Genomic DNA, 24,215 nt, shown 5'->3' with positions numbered 1-24,215 from the left:
GTTTTTATTTTAAAGAGTTATGTTAATCCCGAATTCATAAGTTCTTTGCTGCGGGTAATATCCGTTGCTGATCTCAGGCGCTTCAGGGTCAATGCCGTATTTATTAAGCCCAGACCATGTGATAAGATTAGACCCCGTAAGGGTTAACCTGATATTTTCCACGCCGATATTATTCAAATAATTGCTTCGTATTGTATACCCTATTTGGGCATTTTTTAATCGCAAATAACTCGCATCCCGCATCCACCACGAAGAAGCCCATCCATTGGCATTACCCACTTCTGCCGCTACTGTAGTGAGGCGGGCGAACTCGGAATTTGGATTTTCCGGAGTCCAACTGTTTTCTATCAGGAAGTAGGGTGAATTACCATTTCCATGAAACGGACGTGTATAAATAGTTGCATCTACATTTCCATTGTCATAAACACCGCTCAAAAACATATCAACTATGGCTGCCCCTTGGAAGAAAACAGAGGCATCGAAACCTTTCCACTGTAATCCCAGATTAATTCCATACATTAGTTCAGGAAAGTTGCTATTCCCGAGGAAGGTGTAATCTTGTGAACTGTCAATTTTTCCATCTCCGTTAAGATCTTTGTAAATAATATCTCCCGGACGAATTTGCGAAATCTTTGCCAAATGGCTCAATGTAGGAGAATTCATTATCTCTTCTTCCGACTGATAAAGCCCTTCCGCAATGAAGCCCATTTTTTCTCCCATTTTACGTCCTGTACGTTTTTGGTATGACGGAGTATTGGGGCTTTCGTTCATTTTAAGTATTTTATTACGCGCCCATCCCATATTTCCTTTAATATCATACTGCACTTGTCCTATTCTGTTATGGTGGGTTAAAACCAGTTCAAAACCCCGGTTTTCGACTTCCCCTCCATTGATTGTTCCGGGGTAATTACCTCCTAGCGAAGGAGGATACAGCGAACCACCGCTAATCAAAATATCCTTGGTTAATTTATAAAACCAATCGAATTCCATTCCAAAGATTCCTTTGTTGAACATCAATTCAAATCCCACATTATATGTTGCTGTTTTTTCCCAGGTAATATCTCTGTTTACTTCTCCTGCTGTATATACTGAGATATATTCTTTATCTCCTATATATATGGTTGCCGGATTTTTTCTCATCATATTGAGATAGGCATAATTATTTGAAATACGGTCATTACCGAGAACTCCCGCGGATGCCCTTAATTTCAAGTCTTCTATATTGCTTTTTTCTTTAAACGACTCAAAGAATGACTCTTCTGTAAGTCTCCATCCCACAGATGCGGCAGGAAAGAATCCCCAACGGTTCGTAGGAGGAAAGCGTGAAGAGCCGTCGTAACGAGCGGCTAATTCAACTAAGTATCTGTTGTCAAATGCGTAATTGATCCTACCTACAAATCCTGCACGTTTGAAAATGCTGCTATTTCCCCAAACATTCGGTCTTCCGTTATTATCCTTAATATCGTTTCCCATATCCAGTTCATGCAACGAAGTTACATCGAAATCAACGGCTACTGCACCAAGATTTTCTCCTTCCTGTACCGCTTCTTCAAATAGCAATAAACCCGAAATATCATGTTTACCGAACGTATTAGCATAGGTGATCGATGGTTGTAATGTCCTCCGGTAAAACTGTCCTATTCCATGGGTAAACGCTTCAGTGTTCGTGTCCGTAACTCCAAGATTCGTTAATACCTCCGAATACTCGTTCGTCGCAATATCATAGCTATTCACTGTTACGGGAGCGGCCCAACTGCGAGTGGTAGTATAATCTTTATCATAACTTAGTTTGACACCTAATTCTAATCCTTTTACCCATGGTAGTTCCCATGCAAACTTAGCAGACGTCTGCAAAACATTCATCACCGAATTATTATAACCAATGTTGTTATAGACTACCGGATTAAGTGTATTGGTCTTGTTAAATGCCCCTACAGTCGGTAGCCCATCATAAGTTGTAGGCAAAAACGGGAATACTTTCGATGCAAGCATAATTGGGTTATTCCATGCTTGATTTGAAACACTAAAATATCCTGAACTGCGCTTTTCTTGACGGGCGGCAAAGTCGAGCTCCAATCGGAAGCCATGATTTAAGTTAACATCTACGTTCGAACGTGCATTGTAACGGGTGTAATCAAAATTATCCACAATTCCGTCCTGGGTAAAATATCCAACGGACAAAAAGTACCTTACTCTGTCGCTTCCTCCGTTTACATTGATATTATGGTGAGTGGAATACGTTCCGGGTTTCATAATTTCTTTGTGCCAATTGGTGTCGGATATTTTCCCTTCCGGATCTCCATATAACGATTTCTCATAAATATCCTGTGAAAAAACAGGATCAAGTCCGTCCATCTCTAATGCTTTATTGTACCATTTGATAAAATCGGGACCATTTAAAAACTCAGGGAATAGAGTGTTTTGATTATACGAAACTTTTCCTGTATACGTTATCTTAGGCCTTTGGTTTTGACCTCTTTTAGTCGTTACCAAAATAACACCTCCGGCCCCCTGTACCCCATATACAGCAGCGGAAGAAGCGTCTTTTAAAATAGAAATTTTGTCGATATCATTCGGATCTAGGTTCGCAAAACTTCTTTGTACTCCGTCCACAATCAGCATAGCTGAGCCATCTCCTGTAGTTGATAAACCCCGAATCCGGATAGACGAGCCATCACTTCCCGGTTGTCCGCTACTTTGTTTGGCTGTAAGTCCGGGTAATTTACCAGCTAACACAGAAGATATATTACCGGTGGGGGCCTGAGTAATTTCTCTACTACTTATTTGTGCTACCGAACCAGTAACACTTACTTTTTTCTGTGTACCGTAACCCACTACAATTACTTCGTCCAATAATTCTGCATCTTCCGACATAATTACGTTCACAAACGTCCGCCCATTAAGGGCTACTTCCTGTGTTTGAAAACCCACATACGAGAATTCAAGAACCGTGTTTGCGTTAGGAACCGTGAGGCTGAATTCTCCGTCTATGTTTGTAACAGTCCCCTCCCGGGTATCTTTCACAATCACATTTGCACCAATTAATGGTTCATTGTTTGAGTCGATTACCGTCCCTCTGATATTTACCTGTGCATATGTGTGCACGCTGCAAATCAGAAATATGAAACAACTCAAAACGAACGCTGTTCGTTTTACTTTTCTTCCAGAGAAGAGTGATTTCATTTTTTTCATTGAACTTGGTTTAATTTTAATTTAACAATCTAATTGTTCGCTTTTTTCATTTTTTTGCAATTTTCTTTCAGAAAAATTAGAAATTCTATTACTATTATTATATTAATAGTAATTGGTTGCGTTTTCAAATGATTGAAACTATTTACTTGGTAATTAATGCTTTTGTCTTCTTATTATAATATCGGTTAATCTGTTATATAACTCAGAATCTGTGGAGTCTTTCGACTGTGATAGTTGGAAAAAAGCATCGCCCCCTTGATAATAAGCGACTTTTAAAGAATCAAATACTCCATATTTGGTGAATACATCCAAATAGTCATTTAACCGATATCCCCATCCATTCTTAGCCAAAACTCTTTCGTCAAATTCAACTTCCATATTCATGGAGTTGATTTTAGCTCTTTTGCACGCTTCTTCGAGTTGTGAATAAGGCACTTTTTCATTAAAAAAATAATTGGGTTGATAATAAACCTGATTGAATCCCAGCTTTTTCCATTCCTGATAACCATCGGAATTAAAATAGGGGATCCAGTAAAAATCGTAACCTTTTTTATAAATGAAATTCGCTATATATTTAGCGAGATCCCGGCTGTTGGTCGCTTCTTCTGTCAACCAGTAAAATCCTACTAATTCTACGTATTTAAATTTTGCTTTTTTGAAAAGCTGTTCAGCGTATTCTATGTACCATTCGCATGCAGCTAACCGGTCCTTACGATTGGAAAAATCCATACTTTTATTATCTAATTCTCCCCAATCTTTCTGATTGGGTATGGGTTCCGGTACACTCAATATTACTTTTCTTTTCTCAAATTTACTAGATATTGCATGGTTTTTTACAACATTTTCTATCTGGGCATTCAATGCGTGAATAGCATTGTTTTCGGTAAAATAATTTTCTAAAAGATTTTCCCATTCAATTTTTCGAGCAGCTTGTTTCTCATAACCGGATGCGAATCCCCGCCCTTTTCCATCTTTGATTTCCAAAAACAGGAATCCATCGAATAATAGTTTGTGCTCACCCTCTTTTACCGAAAATACATATGGCGAAAAATGATTCTTATCCCATTTTATATTCCGATGAGATCCTCCGTCATAGATCAAAACCAAATCGTTTGGAACCGCTTTATAATTTTTGGAATTGTCCGGTTCAAGATCTTCTTTAAAAATAATATCTTCACTGGTTTTATTATAGCTATTTGAACAGACAATCATAGATGTTATGATTACCGGAATTAGAAGAATGTGTGGAACTATTCTATAAAATGTTCTTATTGCTCTTGTTGTTTTCATATTTTATTCCTCTTATCTGCTCTTAACTCCCTGCTAGAAGATGGCCAGTCATGTTTTTTACCCCCAGTTCAACCTTGTTTACTGCTTCCAGTATTTTCCAACATTGGTATAATCCTCTCGGTATGTGGAAGCAGCCTTTCCATTTGCCTCCTTTCAGATCGAGCAGGACTTCACCACGGCGATTCAGATAACCCCACCATTCGGGATATTCCGGATCTTTGAAATGACTCCAGGTGTAATCATGTATCTTTTTAAACCATTGGAGAGACTCCTCAGAGCCAGTCAATTGATATCCTTTCAGTAGCGATATCAATGTTTCTACATGCACCCACCACAGTTTCTGGTCCCACTCCAATTCCTGTAGCGGAACCCCTTTTCTGTCCATAAAGTAAAAGATACCGCCATACTCTTTATCCCAGCCATATTCTACGGTTTTCAGGGTGGTCTCCGTTGCTTTTTCTATCAGTTCGGGGCGGTTGAGCCGCACTCCCAGATCCATGATAAACCACATGGCTTCTATTCCGTGCCCCGGATTTATCAAACGCCCGTTAAAGGAATCGGACAGGGAGCCATCCTTATTTACGTTTTCTACTATAATACCTCCCAATTCGGGGCGGAGGAATACTTCCATCACTTCATGGATACATTCTTCCATGATTTGTTCGACAATCTCTTTGTCGAGCAGGTGTTCGATTTCCAGTGTGAGGTTACTGAGAATCATCGGCAGTGAGAATCCTTTGAGGGAACGGGTGCCGGGATAGGCTTTGTTCCATCTGCCCTTCGGATTGTCCCGTCTGGAGAGAATGGTATCGAAAGTGTGTTTAGCAATATCCGCATATTCCTGTTTACCGGTTGCCAGGCTCAATTGTCCGAACGCCATGGCCGCGAAAGTGTAAGAGAAGATGTTGTACGGCTCCACCAATGGTTTTCCTTCCCGGGTAAGCGAAAAATACCAGTTGAAGTTACCGTCATGCCCGTACTTCTTTAAAAACTCAGCACCCTGTATGGCGCAATTGAGCCATTCCTGCCGTTTTTCTACTTTATTATATAGCATGGAGAACAGCCACACCTGACGACCCTGAAGCCAGATAAATTTATCGGTGTCAAAAACATATCCCTGCCGGTCGAGGCAGGTGAAGTATCCGCCGAATTCCATGTCCTGCGAGTGGGTAAGCCAAAAAGGAATCACATTTTCAAATAATTCCGTTTTATATTGCGATGCCAATATGTTAAAATTGTTCATTTCGTCCATATCATCTCATAATTTAATTCTATTTGTCTCAATGATAAGATAAGTGTTTTAAAATATATCCGCAAATTAAAGTTAATAAATTTATATATGCAAGCATAAAACTAAAATAATTTATTATATATAGAGCGGTTAACATAGTTTAACTGTTTAGGGCGAATGATTAGTGAGAATTTAAGTTAAAAGATGGGGCTTTATTAATGTTGAGGACACAATATTAGCGCTCAAGAAAGTTTATAATGCCAACAAGGATTTTGTGATCCAAAAAGGAATAAAGTTAGTGCCTTTATATGCGGCTTTCTGTTGGGAATATGACGATAATTTGTATTCAAACATTTTAATAAAATATCAGGAGAACCTGTATAGAAATCGAGCAGCCTCTTGAAGGGAGTCGGTTTTCCCAACATCGACCAGTTTCAGATTATCAGGAACATAACACGTCAATGCTTCTTTATCACATATAGAGAGATAAAAGTCGATGATGGGGAAACGGTCCGGAAGTCCGGACATGTATTGGAAAATGGAGGGTTGGAGTATCTGGATTCCGGCAAAAGCCAATTTTCTGTAGTGCCGGGGATCGAAACCGGGAAAAGGGGATTTTATCTCTCCTGTTTCTTCATTGATCCAGCCTTTCAATCTATTGTTGCCGTCAAACAGGAGGTAACGGGAGGTTTCCCGCTCGTTGCAGACAAGGGTCCCAAGGGGATTGGGTTGGGCAGAGTGCGCGGGAAGGTTGGGTTGATCGGGTTGTGTTTTGGATCCAGCCTGATCGGGTGGGGTGGACAGGTTTTTCGAATCCGGGACGCTACTTCGCGCATGTGTTTCATATAATTTCCGTAAGTCGATATTGGAAAGGATATCTACATTATGTACCAGAAATGGCTTATTGTCGTTGAAGAACGGGGACGCCTTTTTGATCCCTCCTCCCGTATCGAGCAGTTTTTCCCGTTCATCGGAAAACTCGATATGGATGCCAAAATGATGATTGGCCTCTACAAAATCGATGATCTGTTCGGCAAAATGGTGCACGTTGATGATGATCTCATCGAACCCGGCTGCTTTCAGTTTCCCGATAGCATGTTGTAACAGCGGTTTCCCGCCGACCGGCACCAGCGCCTTCGGTATGGTGTCGGTGAGGGGTTTCAGTCTTGTGCCCATCCCAGCGGCAAATATCATCGCTTTCATACGGCTATTTGAACAATTTGCCAATTACACTCATAACCTGCATCACCGTGTCGCGGTCGGGTACGGGTATTTTGAGCGAGGTTTTTCCTGTTTCTTTGTCCGTTTCGATCAGCGAATCCACCAGTTTTCCGGTGGCTTCGGGCGACGAGAGCGTGCGGGCAAAAGCGCCCAGAAGATGGATGCTTTGAGTGATGAGTTGTTCCGGGGACGTTTCCGTTTGGGCTGCCGGGGAGGACGGGACTGTTCCCGTTATTTCCACGGGACTGTCTTCCTGCCCGGTATCTATGTCGGGTATGGCAGTTTCGCTTATCAACGGATCGATCTCCCCTCTTTTTTGGAGAGGATCAGCCCTTTCTATTTCATCGGTGCTGACGGTTGATGCTGGGGTTGATATTCCGGTTCCTGTGCTTGTTCCCTCAGTCTCTGTCCCGGTGTGCTCAGTCCCGGTGGCGGCAAATTCCTGTACGGTCTGCATCAGCTTGTCGAACTTGCTTTCTTCCAGGAAGATGGAGTCGGATCCGTCGTCGAGGATGCCTTCGAACATCGATGACTTGAAGTTGAGTTTCGTGAGCATTTGTTCCTCGATGGTGCCGACGGATACGAAATTGATCACCTGCACGTTGTTCTTCTGTCCCATGCGGTGGATGCGGGCGATGCGCTGTTCCAGCACGGCCGGATTCCACGGCAGATCGAGGTTGATGATCAACGAGGCGGCCTGTAAATTGAGTCCTGTGCTCCCGGCATCGGTAGAGAGGAATATGCGGCAGTCCGGTTTCTCCGTGAAATTGTCGATTAGGTCTTTGCGTTTTGCCGACGGCACGCCTCCATTCAGGTACTCGTAAGCGACACTCCGTTTGTCCAATTCTGCGGCCACAAGGCGGGTCATGCGCTCCCATTGGCTGAAGACGACCGCTTTCTCATCACTTTCTTCCAAAAACTCATCCAATACATTCATCAACTCGTCGATCTTCGTGTCAAAACGTGATTTCTGGTCCAGGATATAGGTGCTGTCACATACCATCCGCATCTGGTTCATCAGCAGCAACAGCCGGCGGCGGTCGCTTTCGCTCAGGAAACGCATCTTCTGCCATTTCATGATCAGTTGGGCCAGGCTGCTCTTAAATTCATCGTGCATCTCGCGTTGTTCGGTGGTCATGGGTACGAACAGGATTTTATCCATGCGCGCCGGAAGTTGTATGTTTACGTCCCGTTTCCGTCTCCTGACCAGTATGTCCCGGATCATCCTGCCCGTCTCGTTCAGGTTCTTGTATCCGACGGTCTTCCCGGTCTCGGACCGGACCAAACACCTGTCGATGAATTTATAGTAGGGCCCCAGGCAATAGGGGTTCACATACTGCGCTATGGCGTAGAGTTCTTCGATCTTGTTTTCGAGGGGCGTGCCGGACAAGACCACGGTGTATTGCGATTCTATTCTTTTGGCGGCCTTCGCGATTTGCGTGTTCCAGTTTTTGAGCCGTTGGGCCTCGTCCATGATGAGCAGGTCGGCGGATAACGTTTTCAGTATTTTTATGTCGTTATTCGCACTTTGGTACGATACGATCTTATAGCACGCGTCCCGGTTGTATTGTTCGCGTCTTTTCAGGTGGTTTCCTTCGATCACGAGCGCTGTTTCGCCGGTGAATTTCTCGATCTCTTTCTTCCATTGGTATTTGAGGGATGTGGGGCAGAGGATCAGCACGGACGAGAGGTTGAATTCCTTGCGCAGCAACTCGGCCGCCCCGATGGCCTGGATGGTCTTCCCCAATCCCATCTCGTCGGCAATGATGCTGCGCCCTTTGCGCACGGCGAACAGGATACCCTCTTCCTGATAAGGGTAGAGACGGGCGCGGAGCAAACCGGACAACTTGCCGTCCGGATAGGTATTGTCCAGTACCTGGTTCCGGTAAAGGGTTGCCCTTTTTTCAATGATGAAGTCCAGGGCATCGTCATAACAACGGAACGTATCGTCTATCTGTTTTGCTTCCTGCAGGAAATCATAGAAGCGGCTGAAGTTTGACTCTTCCAGCATACCCTCTTCATTGAAGTAACGGCTTGCCAGTTTAGTGAACGCTTCACGGTTGTCCGATCCGATACGGATGCGCACGTCGCGTTCGCCCCGGTACGACAAATAGACGGATGTGTAGGGCGGTATGAGCTCTTTGGCGGGGATTTTTCGTTGTTTTCCAAGATGGAGTTGCACCGCTTCTATATGCTTACATGTGCCGAGTTGGTTGGTTTTGAAATCAGGGCACGAGCAATAGTTCCATGGGCTGTCTATTCCCCGGAAGGCTACCTTATAGATATAACCGGTTTGCGGATTGCGTACATTGTAATCGCCGGGCGATAACTTTTTGTCAACAGGTTCGATAGACAACGATTCTTTCTGCGCAGCCTGCTTCCGAAGTGCTATCTGCCAATCCTCCAGTCCCATTCCTTCAGGGCGCTGGAGTAAGGATACTTTCGGGAGTGTTTTTTTACTGTTCTTTTTATTGCGTGTAGTCGTACTCTTTGGTGCAGTTAATCTTGTCGCCATAGTTGTCCATGAAGTTTTTGTCCGGATTTTTTGATGTTGTAGCGGTGCAAAAATAATAAATTAACTTCAATATAATGTGAAACGAATAAATAACATTCCGGTGTTTTTAACTAACAGATCGTAATTATCTATTTTAGCTTATAAGGGTACGGGAAAGATCGAAGATATGAAAGCGGTCTTGGAATGTGTTTATCTTTTCCTGAACTCCTGTTCCAGATTTTGTTCCCGGTGTACCAGTGAGACTTTGATGCCGAATTTCTTCGAGATATGCTCTGCCGTTTTTTGGGCGGCATAGACCGAGCGGTGTTGCCCGCCGGTACAACCGAACGAAATCATCAGGTCGGTAAAACCCCGTTCCATATACCGCTTCACGTGCCTGTCCACCAGAGGATAGATGCAGTCAAGGAACTCCGGCATCTCGCCATCCTCTTCGAGGAACTGGATCACCGGCTCATCCAGGCCGGTTACATTATTATACCGTTCATATTTTCCGGGGTTATTGATGGCGCGGCAATCGAACACATAGCCACCTCCATTGCCGGAGCTGTCGTCGGGAATCCCTTTTTTGTAGGCAAAACTATAGATACGCACTTTCAGTTCCCGCTTTTGGGTATCGGCAAATTGTTTCAGTTCCGTCATCTCCCTCAATATGCCGCTGAGATAAGGATATTCCTCAAAACTCTCTTTCAGTAAATCCCGGAGATTATTAAGTGCGAATGGTACGCTTTGGATAAAATGTGGTTTTTTTTCAAAATATCCCCTGAAACCGTAAGCCCCGAGAACCTGTAATGTGCGGAAAAGGACGAATTGACGGAGTTGTTTCAGAAAACCAGACTCATCTACATGTTGGTATTTTTTTAATGATTCTATATATGTGTGAATAAGTTCATTCCGTAACTCTTCGGGAAAGTTGGCTTTCGCTTGCCAGAGGAATGACGCTACATCATAATAGACAGGACCTTTCCTGCCGCCCTGAAAATCGATAAAATAAGGATTTCCGTCTACCAGCATTACATTACGTGACTGGAAATCGCGGTACATGAAAGTCTCCGATTGGTCCTGCAGCAGGTTTTCTGCCAGTTTTTCAAAATCATTCTCCAGCAGATCTTCCTGAAAATCCATACCGGTAGTTTTCAGGAAATTATACTTGAAATAATTCAAATCCCAATATACAGAACGGTGGTTGAATTCCGCTAGAGGATAGCAGACATTGAAATCCAGTTTCTCTGCACCTTTCACCTGAAAATCGGCAAGCATCGCAATGGTTTTGTGTAAGAGTGCTCTTTCTTCATGGCTGAAAACGCCCGTGAGCCTGCCTCCTTTAATGGTATCGAACAGAATCTCATCTCCCAGATCCCGTTGGATATAGAACATTTCATCCTCCGAAACGGCAAATATCTCTGGAGTGTTCAGTTGCTGCTGATGAAAATGGCGGGACAATGCTATAAATGCACGGTTCTCCTCGCGCGATTCCCCATGCACGCCGATAAGTGATAAATCATCTTTTTTGAGCCGGAAGTATCGTCGGTTCGACCCCGAAGTGGGTAGAGCTTCCAGTGTGGGATTAGGCTTGCCGGTATATGAAGTGAAGAGGGATATAAGTTGTTGCATAATTAATTATTCCTTGTTTATTCCAATACATCCCATTCTTCCAGTTCCGCAAGCCAGATGTTTACTGATGCGTCGCTTGGCATGCGCCAGTCGCCTCTGGGAGAGAGATTTACGGATCCTACTTTAGGCCCGTCCGGCATGCAGGAGCGTTTGAACTGTTGGGCAAAGAATCGCCGGTAGAATAGTTTCAACCATTTTATCAGGTCCTGCCGGGAATACTTTCCTTCAAAAGCCTGTTCTGCCATAAAAAGTATGCGTGATGGATTGTCCCCATACCGGAGCATACGATGCAGGAAGAAATCGTGCAACTCATAGGGCCCTACGAAATGTTCTGTTTCCTGAGCGATTTTTCCATCTTCACCGGCGGGGAGCAGTTCAGGGCTAAAGGGCGTATCCAGAATGTCGTGCAGGATCCTGCGGGAAGTTTCCTCGTCCGTCCGGCTATCGGCAACCCACCTTACGAGAGTTGCGACGAGTGTTTTTGGTACACTTGTGTTCACGCCGTACATCGACATATGGTCGCCGTTATAGGTTGCCCATCCCAGCGCCAGTTCCGACATATTTCCGGTACCTACAACCAGTCCTCCGATCTTGTTGGCATAATCCATCAATATCTGTGTGCGTTCGCGTGCCTGACCGTTCTCATAGGTCACGTCGTAATTGTTGGGATCGTGTTCGATGTCCTTGAAGTGTTGGATGACAGCCTCCTTAATGGGTATTTTCTTCACGGTCACATCCAATGATTTCATCAGGGCGACGGCATTGTCGTATGTCCTTCCGGTAGTCCCGAAGCCGGGCATGGTGATGCCGTAAATATTTTTGCGGGGGAGGCCCAGCAGGTCGAATGCCTGGACGGTCACTAAAAGTGCCAGCGTAGAGTCTAATCCTCCGGAAATGCCGATGGTAACTTTCCTTATGCCGGTATGTAGCAATCGTTTTGCCAGCCCGTGCGTTTGAATATTGAAAACTTCGGAAAGGCTTTCATCATTCACTTCCTTCGCGGGAATAAAAGGATGAGGATTGAATCTGCGATACATTTTTTCCGGAGTCACGAAATCGATATAGTAATCAATCTCCTTTTTGATGAGAGACGTTGCTGACGGGTAGTTGCTGTTCTTCAACCGGTCGTAACGCAATGCCTCGATATCGATATCCGCAATGATCAACTCACTTTCCGGTGAAAACCGTTCCGACTCCGCCAGTATGGAGCCGTTTTCAGCAATAAAACAGGCTCCGGAAAAGACCATATCGGTAGTGGATTCACCCCATCCGGCCGAAGCATAGATATATGCCGCATTGCATCGCCCCGATTGTTGTTGTACAAGGGATTTCCGATAGTGGTTCTTCCCTACCAGTTCATTGCTTGCCGAAAGGTTGAATATCATGTCGGCTCCCAGCATCGCCAGTTCGGATGAGGGTGGGACAGGCATCCAGAGGTCTTCGCAGATTTCTATACCAAAGCTGCCGTAAGAAGAGTGGAAGATCATTCCTTTTGACGAGATTGGCACCTTGCTATTCTCAATATCTCCCGTGAGATCGAAGTTATCACCCTCTATATTTACAGTGAAATCGGTAAGGTTATCTCCGGAAGTGAACCACCTCTTCTCGTAATACTCGTTGTTATTGGGTATATAAGTTTTGGGGACAAAGCCCAGGATGCCATCACCCGACAATACGGCAGCCACATTGTAAAGACTGTTTTTGATACACAAGGGAAGCCCTACGATAACGATCATGGAAGGCCTCTTTTCCAAAAAAAGGATCAATTTGCATAATGACTCCAGTGCTTTTTGCTGCAATACCTTCTGGAAAAAAAGATCACCGCAGCTATAGGCCGTCAGGCACAGTTCCGGGAAGCAAAGTATCTGCACATTTTCCCGCTGTGCCTGCTCTATAACCCGTTTTATTTCTTCGGTATTGTAATCGCAGTCCGCCACCTTCAGTTTAGGTGACGCTGCTGCCACACGCAGAAATCCATGATCATTTATGTTCATATTCAATGCATTTTGAGTCCTTCTTACAAAAGTACATGAAAAACTTCGTCTTCCCAAGGGCGTGAAATGAAAAACTTTAGATTAATTACCGGTAAGTTAACTCCATCCGGTATCTCCATTGATCGAAGTAAAGATTCCATTGGCCGGACTCAACCTCACCCCGTTGAAAATCTATTGTTTCGCTTCGGGGATATTTTTTTTCGGGATAAAAATCTCCTGAGAAATCCGAATTGATATACAAGCGGTAGGAGTCGATGCCACTCATGAAAAATTCCCGTCCCGGCCGGATAGGGACAGGCTCGCCACGACCGAATGAAATATCCACCGGAATCCAACCTGATCCTTCAAAATAGACTTCCGCCCAGTCGTGGAGGTTCACTTCTCCCGGATGGGTCATCCATCCGCTCTGCCAACGGGCAGGAATACCTTTGTATCGCAACATGGTGATCAACAGCAACGCTACTTGTCCGCAGTCGCCTTTGCGGTTTTCGATAACGTATTCCGGAATATTGGCGATAGTGGAATATTCCAATGCGCTTGCCCAGGGGTAATTGGCTGCGATATAGCGATAGACTGCCTGAAGGATTTCTACCGGTGTTTCCGCATTCCGGGTTACGCTGTCGGTCAGTTCCCGTACAGCTTGTGAAAACCCGATGTGAGGTTTCTGTTCCGCGGTATATGTCCGGAACAGTGTACTATTCTTATCGTAAGGAGTTACCTCTATCTCCGACAGGTCGAACCATTCTCCCCGTGATGTGAATTGGAAATCGGCCCAAAAAACAGACGGTTCACCTTCTATGGCTTTTTGTTCCATATAGAGACTTGTGTGTGCCGTTTTGTCGTCAGATAAGATGTAATCGGGTTGTGAGGTTGCGAGCAGTTCCACATTTGTTTGTCTGTCGATATCCTTTCTGGGAAACGGTAGCCATACTTTCAATATTTCACCGTCCGGAACCGCATCTGCATTCACGGTCAGTGTATAGCGTACTTTCATACTCTTTTCAGGGAGGAGGTATTTCCCTTTCGTATCACTACTGATTTTGTGATTGAAAGCATCGGTCAATAAAGCATCATGCGGTACATCCGAACTTGGGAGAGATGCTAGGCTCAACACCCTTGCCGATGCATCCACCCTGAATATATTGGGTGCCGCATTCCGGAAATATCGTTTCTCTCCGTCGATAATTCTGAATTCGAGTGTCTTTGATTGTTCCCAGCTATCCATCAGTGAATCGGAAGGGGTAAATAACCGGTTTTTTTCTATCCAATTGATTATTTCATCTTTTGTTTTGTTGAAATCCAATTCCACTCTGTGCAAGGAGTCCTGCGTAAAGAGAAGAGCCTGTTGTTGCGCTTCGCTTAATTGTCCTTCCGATACAAGGGAATCAATTAGTTCTGTTGCTCTTGTAAAATTACCTGATACGATTTCTTTGTTGATCTCCTTGATAGAATAGTGGTGTTTTGGAGAAGAACAACCGAACAGGAACAGAAAAATAAGTAACCTTAAAGTCGTTCTCATTGGTTGTGATTTTTAAAGGTTTCATTATTATGTCGGCGATAGAAATTTCTAAATTATACATCTACTGATATGACAAGTTTTCCGCCAAGCCCTCTTTCCACTATATCCAGAAGCGTTTTAACCGTCAAGTTAGATCCGTCATTTTCTATACGCGAGATAAAAGTACGTTTTTTATTGATACGTTCGGCGAGTTGTTCCTGTGTGAGGTTTTGCTTTTCACGTGCATTACGTATTTGAATACCAAGACGTAATGCTTCCAGTTCACGTTCAAGTGCATCCCTCCGCTCTGTACCGCGTAAACCTATTACTTCATCTTTTACCTGATCAAATGTTTTTATATTCATTTTCCTTCCTCCTTTTCTTTGTAATATTCTTTCATTAGTTGTAAAGCCCTGCTAAGTTCTTGTTTGGGTGTTTTCTGTGTTTTTTTCTGAAATCCGCCAAGAAGAATTACAAACCTTTTTCCATCGAAAAAACAAAAAATACGGAAAATATTGCTTCCCAATTGTATGCGTATTTCAAAAAGACCATCACGTAGATGTTTCAGATAACGCTCAGGAATAATGTCAATATATTCTATTATTTCAATTGTTTTTGCAATTTTATTTTGGACTTTTTCATTTTGTCGCGCATAAAAGTCTTGAAAATAATTCTTGTATGTAACAACTGTCCGTATTCTTTTCATTTTACAAATGTAATTTAAAAGTTACATTAAAGCAAATAACCGGATCAATTATTTTTTAAGAGGAAGTCATTTTGTTCAGGGATGGAAGTAATTGGTTTAAATACTGATTGCCTGTGTCAGCCGTAGTATTTCCGGCATTCTCTCAAGCAGTGTTTCCATTGAGTCGAAAACTACCGAAGCGCCTGCGTCGGCCAGTACGGAGTCGGGGAGGGGACCCGTATTCACGGCGATGGTAAAGATACCAGCCCTTACGGCTGATTCGATACCCAAGGGTGCATTTTCTATAACAATAGCCTGGTTGGGTTTCAGATCACCGCCTTTCTGTAACCCCATCAGATAAGGTTCAGGATCGGGTTTGCCGTGCTCCACATCAAAAGCAGTCACCATGGTTTGGGGTGTGAACACTCCCGGGAAGTGTGTATCAAGCCGGTCCAGCAGTGAGGGCTGACCTGATCCGGTGACCAGTACGGGTTTTAGTCCGTTCGCCTGTACAAATTCCAGTACTTCCGCAGCTCCGGGAAGGATATCGCCACTGTTATATTGCTGGAACAGGTCAGTTTTACGGGTATAAATCTTTTTTATTTCCTCATCCGTGGCATCACGGTGCAGATTTCGTTGAAAAACGGTGTTGATGGTCGATTTGCCGATCCTGCCTTCGTGAAGATAAAATTCGTAGGGCAGGTATTGGAGTTCCATTTCATCCATTGTCTGCCGCCACGACTTATCATGTGCCGGCATGGAATCGTACAGTACGCCGTCCATATCGAAAATAACGGCTTTAAGATCGAAATGTGTGAACGAATATGTATGAAGATAATCTGAGAGTATTTGTTCCATTTTAAATGTTTGTTGCGATATAATTCGCTTAATCATTCAAATGTACAAAAAAAACAAATATTGTGCAATTTATTTGTTTTCCGCCAACCGTTTTACTTCTTCTAATCCATTGGTAAATCCTTCATTCATATCATGTTCATATTCATCCTCCACATCAACGGATACGGTCAGTGTGGTGATACCATCCGATTCACTCAGCAGATATTTCTCAAAAGACCCTCCCTCTCCGTAGGTTTTGCCTTCAATTCCGTTCAGCATCTCTCCCAGATGGTTGAAAATTACTTCATACGGTTCTTCCAGTTTCGTGATGGTCGCGAACATTCCGTTACGATCCGGATCCAGGAATAGCGTCTTTCCTCCGATTTTCCAGTCAGACTCATAGTGAGATCCCGGCATAAAATGTTTTGTCCATTCCCGGTATGTATCGTCGTTCCACAACGTTTCCCATACTTTTTCAACCGGAGCATGTATCTTCTTTTCAAATGAGATTGTCTTCATACGATTAAATTTTAGAACCAAGTCAAGATAATTTAATCATCTTCTTGGATGTTAATCTTTTCTTATGGTTGTTTCATACGATAATTATTCGACTGTTAATAACCTTGTTATTTCTTTATGGCTTCGCTTTAAACGAACCAACGGGAAATATTCTGTTGGTTTAACAGCCACTAAATAGAAAAAGTTGCCCATGGGCAACTTTTCTTACCATATGACAAGAAAAATGCAATTATAACCTTGCCTTGATCGCCTTGGTAGCTTCTTCAAAACCCGGTTTTTCCAGCAGGGCGAACATATTCTTTTTATAGGCTTCCACTCCCGGCTGGTTGAATGGGTTGATCCCAAGCAGGTAGCCGCTGATGCCGCACGCTTTTTCGAAGAAATAGATCAACTGTCCGATATATTTTTCGTTCAATTTGGGAATTTTTATCGTCAGGTTGGGAACGCCGCCGTCCACATGGGCAATGCGTGTACCCAATTCTGCCATCTTGTTGACTTCGTCCACCCTCTTTCCTTCCAGGTAGTTCAATCCATCGAGGTCTCTATCATCATGCGGGATCAGTACTTTTTCGTTCGCCTCTCCAATCGTTACTACTGTTTCGAAGATGGTACGTTCGCCTTCCTGTATCCACTGCCCCATAGAATGGAGATCGGTAGTGAAGTCGACTGCTGCCGGGAAGATACCCATGCCCTCTTTCCCTTCACTTTCGCCGTAAAGTTGCTTCCACCATTCGGCCAGGTAATGGAGTTTGGGGTGATAGTTTACCAGTATCTCAATCTTTTTGCCCCGTTTGTACAGTTCATTGCGGATTACCGCGTAGATGGCGGGTAGATTATAATCAAAAGAGGTGGAAGGTACTGTTGCTTTTTCTATTTCTACAGCTCCGGCTACCAGTTTACGGATATCTATTCCTGCTACGGCAATCGGAAGTAATCCCACCGGTGTGAGTACGGAGTAACGCCCCCCTACATTATCGGGGATAACAAATGTTTTGTATCCTTCGGTGTCGGCCAAAGTACGAAGCGCACCTTTCGATGCATCGGTGATGGCTACAATCCGTTTTCTGGCTTCCTCTTTGCCCACCTTCTCCTCCAGTTGGTCTTTCAGTAACCGGAAAGCGATGGCCGGTTCGGTGGTTGTACCCGATTTCGAGATATTGATGATACCGAACCGCTTGTCATTGAGGTACCGCATCAGTTCGTAAAGGTAGTCTTCGCTGATATTGTTCCCTGCATAAAGGATGACAGGATTTTTGCGGTCTTCTTTTTCCTGTAACCAGTCGAATGAAGAGGAGAGCGCGTCGATCACCGCACGGGCGCCGAGGTAACTTCCGCCAATACCCACTACTACCACTGCATCGCAGTGAGTGCGGAGTACTGTGGCTGCATCTTCAATTTCCCTCAATATCTGGTCGGTAATAGAGGAGGGGAGTGTTACCCATCCCAGGAAATCGTTGCCTTCGCGTGAGCCGTCATGAAGCGCCTGATTGCAGGCGGTTGCTTGTGCCGACTGTTTCAGAATATCCTCTTCCGAAAGGAATCCGGAGAGATCTTTAATCTGTAATTGAATCGTATCCATTTTTTGTTGATTTGTTTATTTGATTGAAACTAGAAATTAGAAGTCTGAAGTTGAGAAGTCAAGAATAATAATTCTTCATTATTTAGTCTTATTAAATTCCTTCGCTTCCCACTTAGGGGCCTTCTCCCCGGTCTCCCATTCACCCGGTCTCCCCGGTCACTTTTCCGCTCTTCCTCTGATTTTTCAGAAGAAGTCGATCAGCTTCTTAATGCCATTTTGTGGGGAGAGCTTTTCGTAAAGTATCCGGTAGACCGTTTCGGCAATGGGGATATCGATGTTGAAACGGCTGTTCAATTCATGGATACACTTTGCCCCGTAGTATCCTTCCGCAATCATCTCCATTTCCAGTTGCGCTGACTTCACGGAATAGCCTTTCCCGATCATTGCTCCGAGCGTTCTGTTCCTACTGAACTGTGAATAGCCTGTCACAAGCATGTCTCCAAGGTAGTGCTGTTCGGTGATGTTGCGTTCAAGCGGAATCACTCCATTGAGGAATCGCGACATCTCTTTGGCGCAGTTGCTCATCAGCACCGCCTGGAAATTATCGCCATACAACAATCCCTGGCAGATACCTGCAGCGATGGCGTAGATGTTCTTCAGTACGGCAGCCAGTTCAATACCCACCACATCATCCGAGACGGCAGCCTTGAGTATTCTCGAGTTGATGGCTTCCGAAAGCAGTTTCGCCTTTGTCTGGTCTTTGCTGGCAACGGTCAGGAATGAGAGCCGTTCCAATGCCACCTCTTCGGCATGGCAGGGGCCGGAAAGCACGCCTGTATTTTCGATAGGAATCTTAAAATTACTGGCAAGGAATTCACTCATCACCATGTTGTCGTTTGGAATGATCCCTTTCAGTGCCGATACCATGAATTTTCCTTTGAAGGTATTGTTCCAGATACGCCGGAAATATTGTTTCACATAGGGAGAAGGGATAGCGATGATGATGGTGTCGGAGTCCTTGATTGCCTTTTCCAGATTCGAATAGAAGGTGATCTGGGCCAGGTTGAATTTCACATTGGGCAGATAGCCGGGGTTGTGGCCGAGCTTATAAAAACCCTCTATCTGATCATCCCGCCGGATGAACCAGTTCATATGCTTCTGGTTCATCAGTACGATTTTCGCCAGCGCCGTTCCCCATGTTCCGCCGCCCAGAATACAAATTTTGCCGATAGAATCCATTATATGTTTTTTTACAATCAGGCTTTAAAGTTCCGAGGCATTAGCTACCCATGTTTTTACCTCATCAGGGGTGGGATTGACCAAATTCAGTTTGAATTTTTTATTCAATCCACATATCTCCTGGTGGAGTTTGTTGGGATTCAGTTCTTTGAGACTTTTTACCCGGACATATCCCGCCTGCTGAAGCGGATCGACCCACTCCTGCGGTATGCCGATGTCGGTATAATGTGATACGGCATCTTTTTTAACTGTTTTTTCCGGACGCATCATCGGGAAAAGCAGCACTTCCTGTATAGAGGTTTGTCCCGTAAGCAACATGGCAAGCCTGTCCATCCCGATACCCATCCCTGATGTGGGCGGCATGCCGTATTCTAAGGCGCGCAGGAAATCCTGATCAATGAACATTGCCTCATCGTCTCCTTTCTCGGAGAGGCGGAGTTGTTCCTCGAACCGTTCACGCTGATCGATCGGATCGTTCAGTTCGGTATAAGCATTTGCCAGCTCTTTCCCGTTGACCATCAGTTCAAACCGTTCGGTCAGTTCAGGATTTTCACGATGGCGTTTACAGAGTGGTGACATCTCGATGGGATAGTCGATGATAAAGGTAGGCTGTATATATTTTCCTTCGGCTTTTTCACCAAAGATCTCGTCGATCAGCTTGCCTTTCCCCATGGTCTCATCCTGTTCTACGCCCAGCTGTTTGCATACATCGCGTAATTGATCCTCATCCATTCCGCTGATATCGATGCCGGTGTGTTCCCTGATAGCGTCGATCATGGTCACCCTCCGGTAAGGTGCTTTGAAATCGATCTCAATGTCACCCACTTTCGTTTTTGTCGTGCCGAGTACTTTCATCGCGACATGCTCCAGCATCTGTTCGGTGAATTCCATCATCCACTTATAATCTTTATAGGAGACGTATATTTCCATTACCGTGAATTCCGGATTGTGCGTACGATCCATCCCCTCGTTGCGGAAGTTACGTGAGAACTCATAAACACCCTCAAGTCCGCCCACGATCAACCGTTTCAAATAGAGTTCATTGGCGATCCGGAGATAGAGTTCGATATCGAGTGCATTCATGTGGGTGATGAACGGTCTCGCTGCAGCTCCACCGGGAATATTTTGCAGTACGGGAGTATCTACTTCCAGATAACCATAGCTGTTAAAGAATTCACGCATAGCATCGAAGATGCGGGTACGCTTTACGAAAATATCTTTTATACCGTCATTCACTAACAGGTCTACATACCGCCTGCGGTATCGTAATTCGGGATCGGAGAATTTATCGTACGCTACGCCGTCTTTCATTTTCACGACAGGCAGCGGCTTCAATGATTTTGACAATAAAGTGAGTTTTTCCGCATGTACGGATATCTCACCTGTTTTGGTACGGAAAACGAAACCCTCTACACCTACGAAATCACCTATATCAGTCAATCGTTTGAAAACGGTATTATAGAACTCTTTATCTTCACCGGGACAAATATCGTCGCGGGTAATATAGACCTGAATACGACCTTTGGAGTCCATCAACTCAATAAAGGATGCTTTCCCCATGATCCGGCGGCTCATGATCCGTCCGGCAATACTTACCGAACGGCGCTCTGCTTCGTCGTTGAATTCATCTTTTATCTCGGTGGAATAGGCGTTTACATTATACAGGGCGGCGGGATAAGGTTCCACTCCCAGTGCTCTCAATTCTTCCAGGCTTTGCCTGCGTATGATTTCCTGTTCACTCAGTTCTGAATTATGCATAAATAGGGTCTTTTCTCAGCCATTTTTATTCCAAATAAATTTATTCCATTCACACATAGCGAAATAGATCGTCTGTGAATGTGTGCGGACAGACAACGGCTCTTCGGCTGCAAAAGTACAAAATAATTCATAAATAAACATATATCTATGCTATAACATTGTCAAACTGGTTTGTTTTCATATAACCAGAATAAATTACGGAAAAAATTCTTTAATTGCGGATTATTTATTACATTTGTAGAATGTAATTTGTGCATTGTGATTATTTATCCTGAGAAATGCAGGGTAAAAGTATTTGTCGAAGAGACATTTTGTTAATTTCTTGAGCCATGTGAAGATGAATGTTGATCGAGTAAATGAAATAGTAAATGGGAAGGTGCTTTTTGTATCGGATCCCTTTCTCCTGTACACAAGTGCTTTTGCATCGGATCTGATGAGCGATGTACTGCGCTATTATATGGAAAACACGCTCCTGATAACAGGACTGTGCACTCTGCAGGCAGTCCGTACTGCAGAGATCTCCAATATTTCCTGCATTATTTTCGCTCGTGGAAAACGGGTGTCAAACGATATGCTCCAACTGGCCAAAGAGTACAATATAGCAATCATTGAGTCCGGATTGACCATGTTCGAAATTTCCGGCAGGCTTTATCAAAACGGATTAAAGCCGATTGTAGATTAATCCCGACAAGTAGGGACGTGTAGTGCCAATGTAACTAATGTGGCAATCCCGACAAATCGGAACAGGTAGTGCAGATTTGATGATTAATATGGAAAGACTGGGGAGAGTATGATTGAGAGATGATTTGGTGATTTGAATGAAGATAGAGTACCATATAGAAGGGGGAGATTTCAGTGCTGCAGGCAGTGCGAGTTCAGAAATAAAGAAAATATTGAAACAATTCAATATTTCGCCGTTTCTGTTGCGCAGGATAGCAGTCGCTCTTTATGAGTCGGAGATGAATGTGGTTGCTCATGCTTACCGGGGTATCATGAGAGTGGAGATCCAACCCTCTGGTATTCGTGTGGTGGTAGAGGACGAAGGTCCCGGTATTGAGGATATTGAAAAAGCTATGGAAGAAGGCTTCTCCACGGCCACGGAAGAAGTTCGTCAGATGGGATTTGGTGCGGGAATGGGACTTCCCAATATCAAAAAAAACAGTGATGAAATGAGACTTATTTCTACTCCCGGCATAGGAACTCAATTGGAGTTCAGAGTGAAGTTTTGATGCGGTTATGAAAGACAGGAACTACACACATTCCATACAGATTGATCCGGACAGATGTATCGGGTGCTCGCATTGTATGCGTATATGTTCCACACGGGCTATTCGCATCGTGGATGGGTATGCACAGATACAACCCGAAAGGTGTGTCGATTGCGGCGAATGTTTCCGGGCCTGTCCGCAGCGGGCGATCTATGCTAAAGATGACGGCCTTGATAGCCTTCCTGTGGAAAACTACAAGATAGCCCTCGTACCTTCGGTTTTTATCGGTCAGTATTCTTCAGAATATTCTGCGACTCAGGTGCTGAATGCCGTGAAACAGATCGGCTTCGACGAGGTATTTGAAGTAGAGCAGGCCGTCGATTTCATGAAGGAAGCTTATCTGTTCATGGCGGAGGAAAATCCTTCACGTCCGATGATCAGTTCCTATTGTCCTGCGGTGGTGAGGCTTATCCAGGTTCAATATCCTTCACTTACCGGACAGATCATGCGGTTGAAAGCTCCCCACGATATTGCTGCGATTTATCTCCGGATATCGAAAGAGAAAGAGGGGATCGATCCCGATAAGTTATCCATTTATTATATTACTCCCTGTGCTGCGAAAATTGTAGCTGCCCGTGTGCCGGTGGGAGAGGCGAATTCGCCCATAGACAGCACTGTCAATATGACGATGATCTACAATAAGACATCCAGAATATTATATGACTTTAAAAAACCGGGATTACACAAGACATTCGCTAATATGAGTCCCGATTCGGTCAACTGGTCGTTATCGGGAACCGAAAAGAAATATTTTCCCGGAAGAGGCCTTGCTATTGACGGAATGGATAATGTAATCGAATTTCTGGAGAAACTCGAATCGGGCCAGATCTCTGACATCGATTTTCTGGAGATGCGTGCGTGCGATCAGGGCTGTGCCGGCGGTATCCTCTGCCCCGGGAACAGGTTTCTGACGGTAGAACGGTTAGGAGAAAGACAGAAAAGATTGCAAAAACTAAAAGATGCGGATAACGGAAAAGTGATGAATTCTCTGATGGATTGCAGGGAAGTGCTTCAGGCAATGTCTGGTATCGACCCAGTCTATCCGCGTGATGGTTTGTTGCTGGATGAGGATATGGAAAAAGCCCTTATTAAACTCCAACGGATAGAGAGGCTGATGACCTATTTCCCCGGTTTCGACTGCGGTGCATGTGGCGCACCGGGTTGCAGGAGCCTTGCAGAGGATATTGTAAAAGATAAGGCGAGTATCTCGCACTGTGTGTTTGTGCAGCGTGTGATGGAGAAGAATTATAAACTGAGTCCCGACCAGGCCTTTGTAGTCATAGAGAAAATATGGGGGAAGGGCAGGCTTGATAAATATGTGGATAAAGTGTAAAGGTGTAAAAGTGGGAAGGAGGGAATAAGAAATAGGAAGTTTTTCATTTTTAGTTTTTCACTTTTAATTTTTAATTTAATTATATGAAGATCAGTCTGAATAACCTGAAAGAAAAATTGAACTACGAGTGCCTGTCGGGTGAAGCATGGCTCGACAGGGTTGTGGACGGCGCTTATGTCTCCGATTTGCTAAGTGACGTGATGGGTAAGGCAGAGCCCGGTATGATCTGGATCACTTCGCAGGTGCATAAGAATATCGTGGCGGTGGCTTCGCTAAAGGAATTGAGCGCTATCATAGTGGTCAATGAGCGGAAAGTGGATCCGGAAGTGCTCGAGCAGGCTGAATTGGAAGAAGTGGCCATCCTGGCATCTGGGAAACCTGCTTTTGAAACTGCAGGAGAACTGTACCAAATAATTCGGTTGTGATTCAGTAGTTGTTCGATTGTGGCTTGATAATTATTTGATAATAACACGAACGAAGCGAATCGAAAATCCCGCAAGGCGGG

The 24,215-nt window shown here is 44.3% G+C and carries 19 protein-coding genes; 4 read left to right on the top strand and 15 right to left on the bottom strand.

Annotated features, from left to right (window positions below; all coding sequences use genetic code 11):
* Window positions 1-9 precede the first annotated feature (9 nt).
* The 15 genes from U2P89_RS01860 to lysS all read right to left on the bottom strand — a co-directional run bounded on the left by U2P89_RS01860 (window position 10) and on the right by lysS (window position 21,109).
* On the bottom strand, window positions 10-3,192 hold the full coding sequence (locus U2P89_RS01860) for a TonB-dependent receptor (RefSeq protein WP_322190449.1): 3,183 nt from the start codon (window positions 3,190-3,192) through the stop codon (window positions 10-12).
* Between the two features lie 153 nt (window positions 3,193-3,345).
* Window positions 3,346-4,482 (bottom strand): DUF4855 domain-containing protein, encoded by a 1,137-nt coding sequence (locus U2P89_RS01855; RefSeq protein ID WP_322190448.1) that lies wholly within the window; start codon window positions 4,480-4,482, stop codon window positions 3,346-3,348.
* A gap of 22 nt (window positions 4,483-4,504) precedes the next feature.
* On the bottom strand, window positions 4,505-5,725 hold the full coding sequence (locus tag U2P89_RS01850) for an AGE family epimerase/isomerase (protein ID WP_322190505.1): 1,221 nt from the start codon (window positions 5,723-5,725) through the stop codon (window positions 4,505-4,507).
* A gap of 354 nt (window positions 5,726-6,079) precedes the next feature.
* On the bottom strand, window positions 6,080-6,916 hold the full coding sequence (locus U2P89_RS01845; protein WP_322190447.1) for a nucleotidyltransferase family protein: 837 nt from the start codon (window positions 6,914-6,916) through the stop codon (window positions 6,080-6,082).
* A 4-nt stretch (window positions 6,917-6,920) separates the two neighbouring features.
* Window positions 6,921-9,449 carry a DEAD/DEAH box helicase gene (locus U2P89_RS01840; protein WP_322190446.1) on the bottom strand — a complete coding sequence of 843 codons (2,529 nt, stop codon included), beginning with the start codon at window positions 9,447-9,449 and terminating at the stop codon, window positions 6,921-6,923.
* A gap of 189 nt (window positions 9,450-9,638) precedes the next feature.
* Window positions 9,639-11,060, bottom strand: coding sequence for a phosphotransferase (locus U2P89_RS01835; protein WP_092024622.1), 1,422 nt, complete (start codon window positions 11,058-11,060; stop codon window positions 9,639-9,641).
* A 17-nt stretch (window positions 11,061-11,077) separates the two neighbouring features.
* Window positions 11,078-13,054: an NAD(+) synthase gene (locus U2P89_RS01830; RefSeq protein WP_175456778.1), complete on the bottom strand. Its 1,977-nt coding sequence runs from the start codon at window positions 13,052-13,054 to the stop codon at window positions 11,078-11,080.
* Window positions 13,055-13,139: 85 nt separating this feature from the next.
* On the bottom strand, window positions 13,140-14,573 hold the full coding sequence (locus tag U2P89_RS01825; RefSeq protein ID WP_091907615.1) for a transglutaminase-like domain-containing protein: 1,434 nt from the start codon (window positions 14,571-14,573) through the stop codon (window positions 13,140-13,142).
* Window positions 14,574-14,626: 53 nt separating this feature from the next.
* Window positions 14,627-14,917, bottom strand: coding sequence for a helix-turn-helix domain-containing protein (locus tag U2P89_RS01820; protein ID WP_091907617.1), 291 nt, complete (start codon window positions 14,915-14,917; stop codon window positions 14,627-14,629).
* Entirely contained in the window at window positions 14,914-15,258 is a 345-nt protein-coding gene (locus U2P89_RS01815) for a type II toxin-antitoxin system RelE/ParE family toxin (protein WP_091907619.1), read from the bottom strand. Before U2P89_RS01815 ends, U2P89_RS01820 begins: the two co-directional genes overlap by 4 nt.
* A 96-nt stretch (window positions 15,259-15,354) precedes the next feature.
* The gene (locus tag U2P89_RS01810) at window positions 15,355-16,095 is read right to left on the bottom strand and encodes an HAD family hydrolase (RefSeq protein WP_322190445.1); all 741 of its coding nucleotides are present in this window, start codon (window positions 16,093-16,095) and stop codon (window positions 15,355-15,357) included.
* A 69-nt stretch (window positions 16,096-16,164) separates the two neighbouring features.
* Complete coding sequence (locus tag U2P89_RS01805) at window positions 16,165-16,593, bottom strand: SRPBCC family protein (protein WP_092024624.1); 429 nt, start codon at window positions 16,591-16,593, stop codon at window positions 16,165-16,167.
* 229 nt (window positions 16,594-16,822) lie between these two features.
* Window positions 16,823-18,172, bottom strand: coding sequence for a glucose-6-phosphate isomerase (locus U2P89_RS01800; protein ID WP_322190444.1), 1,350 nt, complete (start codon window positions 18,170-18,172; stop codon window positions 16,823-16,825).
* Window positions 18,173-18,355: 183 nt separating this feature from the next.
* Window positions 18,356-19,351 (bottom strand): NAD(P)H-dependent glycerol-3-phosphate dehydrogenase, encoded by a 996-nt coding sequence (locus U2P89_RS01795; RefSeq protein ID WP_076931583.1) that lies wholly within the window; start codon window positions 19,349-19,351, stop codon window positions 18,356-18,358.
* A 24-nt stretch (window positions 19,352-19,375) separates the two neighbouring features.
* A complete protein-coding gene (gene lysS, locus U2P89_RS01790) occupies window positions 19,376-21,109 on the bottom strand; it encodes a lysine--tRNA ligase (RefSeq protein ID WP_322190443.1) in 1,734 nt (577 codons plus the stop codon).
* 337 nt (window positions 21,110-21,446) lie between these two features.
* Here lysS and U2P89_RS01785 point away from each other — a divergent pair, with 337 nt between their 5' ends.
* The 4 genes from U2P89_RS01785 (at window position 21,447) to U2P89_RS01770 (ending at window position 24,135) form a co-directional block, all read left to right on the top strand.
* Complete coding sequence (locus U2P89_RS01785; RefSeq protein WP_019541389.1) at window positions 21,447-21,791, top strand: hypothetical protein; 345 nt, start codon at window positions 21,447-21,449, stop codon at window positions 21,789-21,791.
* Between the two features lie 136 nt (window positions 21,792-21,927).
* Window positions 21,928-22,338 carry an ATP-binding protein gene (locus U2P89_RS01780; protein ID WP_091907629.1) on the top strand — a complete coding sequence of 137 codons (411 nt, stop codon included), beginning with the start codon at window positions 21,928-21,930 and terminating at the stop codon, window positions 22,336-22,338.
* Window positions 22,339-22,345: 7 nt separating this feature from the next.
* Window positions 22,346-23,710, top strand: coding sequence for a [Fe-Fe] hydrogenase large subunit C-terminal domain-containing protein (locus tag U2P89_RS01775; RefSeq protein WP_019541391.1), 1,365 nt, complete (start codon window positions 22,346-22,348; stop codon window positions 23,708-23,710).
* Window positions 23,711-23,793: 83 nt separating this feature from the next.
* Window positions 23,794-24,135, top strand: coding sequence for a DRTGG domain-containing protein (locus tag U2P89_RS01770; RefSeq protein WP_019541392.1), 342 nt, complete (start codon window positions 23,794-23,796; stop codon window positions 24,133-24,135).
* The last annotated feature ends 80 nt before the right edge of the window (window positions 24,136-24,215 follow it).

It is taken from the genome of Proteiniphilum sp. (genome assembly GCF_034331125.1).
GTDB classification, from domain to species: domain Bacteria; phylum Bacteroidota; class Bacteroidia; order Bacteroidales; family Dysgonomonadaceae; genus Proteiniphilum; species Proteiniphilum saccharofermentans.
The sequence above is the reverse complement of the archived record's forward strand: the minus strand, read 5'-3'. Positions and strand labels throughout refer to the sequence as shown.